The sequence below is a fragment of the Plasticicumulans sp. genome, assembly GCF_035331805.1.
Taxonomy (GTDB): Bacteria; Pseudomonadota; Gammaproteobacteria; order Competibacterales; family Competibacteraceae; genus Plasticicumulans.
In genome coordinates this window covers 1-5,181 of record NZ_DAOLKE010000257.1, presented here as the reverse complement: position 1 = coordinate 5,181, position 5,181 = coordinate 1, and the positions used below count along the sequence as shown (strand labels likewise).

Below are 5,181 nucleotides of genomic sequence, written 5' to 3'. Positions count from 1 at the left end.
CGGCCGCGACGGCCCGGCCAACCACGGCCGGCTGTGCGTCAAGGGCCGCTTCGGCTTCGACTACGTCAGCCACCCGCAGCGCCTGACGCAGCCGCTGATCCGCCGCCACGGCGTGCCGAAGTCGCTCGAAGGCTTTGATCCCGAGCGCCCCGAACGCTGCTTCCGGCCGGCGAGCTGGGAGGAGGCGCTCGATTACGTTGCGAGCCGCCTGCTGTCGCTCCGCGACCTGCACGGGTCCGATGCGCTCGCCGGCTTCGGCTCGGCCAAGGGCAGCAACGAGGAGGCCTACCTGTTCCAGAAGCTGGTGCGCACCGGCTTCGGCTCGAACCACGTCGATCACTGCACGCGGCTCTGCCATGCCTCGTCGGTCGCGGCGCTGCTCGAAGGCATCGGCTCGGGCGCGGTGTCGAACCCGGTCGCCGATGTCATGAGCGCCGAGGCCGAGGTCATCGTCGTCATCGGCGCCAATCCGACCGTCAACCATCCGGTCGCGGCGACGTTCATGAAGCAGGCCGCGAAAGCCGGCAAGACGCTGATCCTGATCGATCCGCGGCGCACCGAACTCGCGCGCCACGCCCGCTACGTGCTGCAGTTCCGGCCCGACACCGACGTGGCGCTGCTGAACGCGCTGCTGCACACCGTCATCGACGAGGGCCTGACCGACGAAGCCTTCATCCGCGAGCGCACCGAGGACTTCGAGCGGCTGCGCGAGCAGGTCGCCGGCTGCAGCCCCGAGGCGATGGCGCCGGTCTGCGGCGTGCCGGCGGCGCTGATCCGCGAGGTCGCGCGCGTCTATGCGCGGGCGCGCGGCGCGATGATCTTCTGGGGCATGGGCATCAGCCAGCACGTGCACGGCACCGACAACGCCCGCTGCCTGATCGCGCTCGCACTCGCGACCGGCCAGATCGGCCGGCCCGGCACCGGCCTGCATCCGCTGCGCGGCCAGAACAACGTGCAGGGGGCCTCGGACGCTGGCCTTATTCCGATGGTGTTCCCGGACTACCGGCGCGTCGACGACCCCGAAGCCCGGGCGCGCTTCGAGCGGCTGTGGGGCACGGCGCTCGATCCGGTGCCGGGCCTGACCGTCGTCGAGATCATGCACGCGATCCTCGAAGGCCGGATTCGCGGCATGTACATCCTCGGCGAGAACCCGGCGATGTCGGACCCGAACCTGCACCACGCCCGCGCCGCGCTGGCCGCGCTCGAACATCTGGTCGTGCAGGATCTGTTCCTGACCGAGACCGCGGCATTTGCCGATGTCGTGCTGCCGGCGAGCGCCTTCCCGGAGAAGACCGGCACCTTCACGAACACCGACCGGCGCGTGCAGCTCGGCCGCGCCGCGCTCGACCCGCCCGGCGAGGCCCGCCAGGACCTCTGGATCATCCAGCAGATCGCCCGCCGGCTCGGCCTGGACTGGGATTACCCGGACGCGCGCGCGGTGTTCGACGAGATGCGCCAGGCGATGGACAGCATCGCCGGCATCACCTGGGAACGGCTCGAAGCCGAACACGCGGTCACGTATCCGTGCCTGCACGAAGGCGATCCGGGCGAGCCGGTGATCTTCACGGACCGTTTTCCGCGCCCGTCCGGCCGTGCGCGCTTCGTGCCGGCGGCGCTGATCCCGGCCGCCGAGCGCCCGGATGCCGACTACCCGTGCGTGCTGATCACCGGTCGCCAGCTCGAACACTGGCATACCGGCAGCATGACGCGCCGCGCCGGCGTGCTCGATGCACTCGAACCCGAAGCCATCGTGACGCTGCACCCCGAGGACTACGCCGCGCTGAACCCCGGCCCCGACGGCCTGCGGGTGCGCCTCGAAACCCGCCGCGGCCAGCTCAGCGCCCGCGCCCGCCCCGACCCGGCGCTGATGCGCGGCCAGGTGTTCATGGCCTTCTGCTACGTCGAGGCCGCCGCCAACCTGCTGACCGTCGACGCGCTCGACCCGTACGGGAAGATTCCGGAGTTCAAGTACTGCGCGGTGCGGGTCGTGCGCGCGGGCTGAGGGCGGACGGCAGCTGTTAAACAGAATCCCGGGCTGTATAACAATCACGCAGCAGATGTGGTCATTGCGCCATGAGCCGCCTGGCATCCTTCAGCAGCAACAGCCGGTGGCCCGCTCCGAATGGTGCCGGCACGAAACCGCAAGCGTCGTAGAACCGCGCAGCGTGCTCATCGAGCGGATGCACCAGCATCGCCCGCACTCCGGCCTGCTCGGCAATGATCAGTGAACGGCGGATCGCATCGCGCAGCAGGGCGGCGCCGATGCCACGCCCCTGATACGCACCATCGACCGCCAGTCGCGCCAGCAGCACGACCGGCAGCGGAAAGCGGCCCATGCCCTGACGGATGCGATCCGGTGCAGCGGCCGGCTCGATCTGGCCAACCGTCAGGCTGTAGTAGGCAATCACCCGTCCGGCCTCACAGACGACGAAGCTTCGCGCCGACCCGCTGCCCTGCGCCTGCAGCGCATGCCGCTGCAGCCAGTCATCGAGCGCGGGCCGGCCGCAGCGGAATGCTGTGCATGCGTGATGGGCCTGCAGGGCCTCGGGTGGCGCCGGCATCAGCCCGCCTGCCAGGGATCGGGCTTCGAGAACAGTTGCTGCAGGCCGGGATTGTCCGCGGCCGGGCGGTCAAGCAGTTCGAGCAGCGCGGCGTATTCCCCCTCGCTGATCCGGAACAGCCGCTGATCCAGCAAGGTCTGCTCGGCCGCCAGGCAGGCGCTGTCGAGCACGAAATCGGTCAGTGACTTGTGCCGGATTTCGGCGGCACGCTTCAGCAGGGCTTCCTGCTCGGGGGTGGCACGCAGACCCAGCCGGGCGCTGCGGGGCGAACGTGCAGGAGATTCGGACATGGTGGCGCTCCGGCTACGGGAATGCGCAGACGTTAGCACGACAGGCGTACGACGATCCTTGTGCTGCCCTGCCTGCTTCAGTCGGCGATTTCCTCCCCGACCAGCCGGTATCCGATCCCCGGCTCCGTCCTGAGCCAGCGCGGCCGCACCGGGTCCGGCTCCAGGCGGTGCCGCAGCCCGTGCATCGCGATGCGCACGGAATCGGAAGTGGCGTCTGAGGCCTCGCCCCAGACCTCGCGGATCAGCTGCTGCTGCGTGACCACGCGCCCGGCGTGGCGCACGAGCACGGCGAGCACGCGGAACTGCCGCGGGCTCAGGTGGATGTCGCTGCCGTCGCGCGTGACGCGATGCGCGGCGAGATCGACGCTCAGGCCGCCGGCCGTGAACACCGGATCGGCCGTGCCGCTGCGGCTGCGGTGGCGCAGCGCCACGCGCAGCCGCGCCAGCAGCTCGGGCACGCCGAAGGGCTTGGCGAGGTAATCGTCGGCGCCGGCGTCGAGGCCGCGCACCTTGTCGGCCTCCTGACCGCGCGCCGACAGGATGATGACCGGCACCGTGCTCCATTCGCGCAGGCGCCCGAGCACGTCGAGGCCGTCGAGGTCGGGCAGGCCGAGATCGAGCAGGATCAGGTCGGGGCGCTCCTGGGCGGCGAGCGTCAGCGCCTCGGTGCCGGTCGCGGCCTCGAACAGCGTGTAGCCCTGCGCGCGCAGCGCCGTGCGCAGGAAGCGGCGGATCGCCAGTTCGTCCTCGACGACGAGCAGCACCGGCTTCGGCGGCTGGATCACGGCAGTTCCCCGGCATCGGCCAGCGCGAGCGGCAAGGCCACCGGCAGCGTGAAGCGGAACACCGCACCGCCGCCGGTCCGGTTCAGCGCCTCGATGCGGCCGCCGTGCAGCTCGACGATGCCGCGACAGATCGCGAGTCCCAGCCCGGCGCCGCCCGGGTGGCTGTCCGGCGCGCCGCGCCAGAAGCGCTCGAACACCTGCCCGAGCGCGGCCGCCGGCAGGCCCGGACCGCGGTCGGCGAGTTCGACCCGCACGTCGCCATCCTCCAGCCGCACCGTCAGCTCGATCGGACTGCCGGCCGGCGTGTAGCGCAGCGCGTTGTCGATCAGGTTCACGAACACCTGCTCGATCAGCAGCGCGTCGATCGACACCAGCGGCAGACCATCGGCGATGTCGGTATGGAACGGCCGCCCGGCCAGCGCCCGCGACAGGCGCTCCAGCGCACTGCCGATCACGGCTTCGAGATCATGGGCCTCGCGCAGCGGCGTCAGCGTGCCGGCCTCCAGGCGCGTGGCCTGCAGCAGGTTGGCGACCAGCCGGTTCAGGCGCTCGGCCTCGGCGTGGATGTTCAGCGCGAGCTCCCGGCGCTCTTCGGCGTCGAGCCCGTCGCCGTATTCGGCGAGGCTCGATGCCGAGCCGATGATCGCCGCGAGCGGCGTGCGCAGGTCGTGCGACACCGACGCCAGCAGCGAGCTGCGCAGGCGCTCGGTCTCGGCCGCGAGCTTCGCCTCGCGCGCCTCCTCGCCGAGCCGGTCGACCTCGAGCGCGAGCGCGGTCTGGTTCGCGAAGGCTTCGAGCAGGCGCATCTGCTCGGGCAGCACCAGGCGTTCGGCGAGCGCCGGCTTCACGCGCAGCGCCCCGACCGCGCCGCGCTTGCCGAGCAGCGGCACGTAGACGGCATCGACGTAGGGCAGCGTCGCGGTGCCGAGCCCGGCGGCGCGACCGAGGTCGTGCACCCACTGCGCGACGCTCTGCTCCTTGGCATCCATCGCGAAGCTCGCGTGCCAGCCGGCACGCACGGTGAGGCGCCCGGCGTCATCGGGCAGCAGCGCCAGCACCTCGGCCTCGAACACCTCAGCGATGTGGCGCACGGCGGCATCGAGCAGCGCATCGGCCCCGCGCAGGCTGGCGAGGTTCTTCGACAGCCGGTGCAGCGCCGCGGTACGCCGCTCGCGCAGCCGCGCGTGCTCGGTCTGCTCGTGCTCGCGCACGGTGAGCTGGCTGATGATGCCGCCGACGACGAGCATGATCGCGAAGGTGACGAGGTACTGCGTGTCGGAGACCGCGAAGGTCAGCTGCGGCGGCACGAAGAAGAAGTCGAATGCGAGCACCGCCAGCACCGCCGCGAGCAGCGCCGGCTCGCGCTCGCCGCGCCGCGCGACGAACACGACCGCGAGCAGGTAGACCATGATCAGGTTCGCCAGCTCGAAGCGCGGCGTCATCAGGTGCGCGACCGCGGTCGCGAGCATGACGCCGGCGAAGGCCAGCCCGTAGCCGCGCCACGGCACCGGCGTCGCGGGCGGCAGCGGCGTGCTGGCGGCGGCC

The 5,181-nt window shown here is 71.5% G+C and carries 5 protein-coding genes; 1 reads left to right on the top strand and 4 read right to left on the bottom strand.

Features of this window, described 5'->3' with window-relative positions; translation table 11 throughout:
• Positions 1-2,002: formate dehydrogenase subunit alpha (fdhF, locus tag PKE44_RS14685; RefSeq protein ID WP_324552483.1), on the top strand; the 2,002-nt coding region annotated here is incomplete at its 5' end.
• A gap of 61 nt (positions 2,003-2,063) precedes the next feature.
• Here fdhF and PKE44_RS14680 read toward each other — a convergent pair.
• The 4 genes from PKE44_RS14680 to PKE44_RS14665 all read right to left on the bottom strand — a co-directional run.
• The gene (locus tag PKE44_RS14680) at positions 2,064-2,561 is read right to left on the bottom strand and encodes a GNAT family N-acetyltransferase (RefSeq protein WP_324552481.1); all 498 of its coding nucleotides are present in this window, start codon (positions 2,559-2,561) and stop codon (positions 2,064-2,066) included.
• Positions 2,561-2,851 carry a DUF1778 domain-containing protein gene (locus PKE44_RS14675; protein ID WP_324552479.1) on the bottom strand — a complete coding sequence of 97 codons (291 nt, stop codon included), beginning with the start codon at positions 2,849-2,851 and terminating at the stop codon, positions 2,561-2,563. Before PKE44_RS14675 ends, PKE44_RS14680 begins: the two co-directional genes overlap by 1 nt.
• A 77-nt stretch (positions 2,852-2,928) precedes the next feature.
• Positions 2,929-3,636, bottom strand: a complete 708-nt coding sequence (locus tag PKE44_RS14670) for a response regulator (protein ID WP_324552477.1) — start codon at positions 3,634-3,636, stop codon at positions 2,929-2,931.
• A partial coding sequence (locus PKE44_RS14665) for a DUF4118 domain-containing protein (RefSeq protein ID WP_324552475.1) occupies positions 3,633-5,181 on the bottom strand: 1,549 nt, incomplete at its 5' end. The genes PKE44_RS14670 and PKE44_RS14665, both read right to left, overlap by 4 nt.